The organism is Pseudomonas sp. PDM26, assembly GCF_019219185.1.
Lineage (GTDB): Bacteria > Pseudomonadota > Gammaproteobacteria > Pseudomonadales > Pseudomonadaceae > Aquipseudomonas.
The window spans coordinates 1-255 of the sequence record NZ_JAHUWC010000077.1; the positions used below are offsets into that span (position 1 = coordinate 1).

Below are 255 nucleotides of genomic sequence, written 5' to 3' on the forward strand. Positions count from 1 at the left end.
TCGACCTCGCGGCCGCCCAGGGCGGCAACTGCCCGCTGACCGTGGCCGATCAGGTGGTCGTCGAAAACGGCGTGACCATCGTGGGCCCGACCAACCTGGCCAGCGCCGTGGCGGCTGACGCTTCGGCACTGTACGCCCGCAACCTGCTGGACTTCATGAAACTGTTGTTCGATAAAGACGGACAACTGGTGATCAACCTGGAAGACGATATCGTCGCCGCGTGCCTGATGTGCCGCGACGGCCAGATCGTGCGCA

1 pseudogene is annotated in these 255 nt (G+C 64.3%); it reads left to right on the forward strand.

The window, feature by feature from the left end:
- Window positions 1-255, forward strand: a pseudogene (locus KW849_RS31170) (NAD(P)(+) transhydrogenase (Re/Si-specific) subunit alpha); the annotation flags it as partial.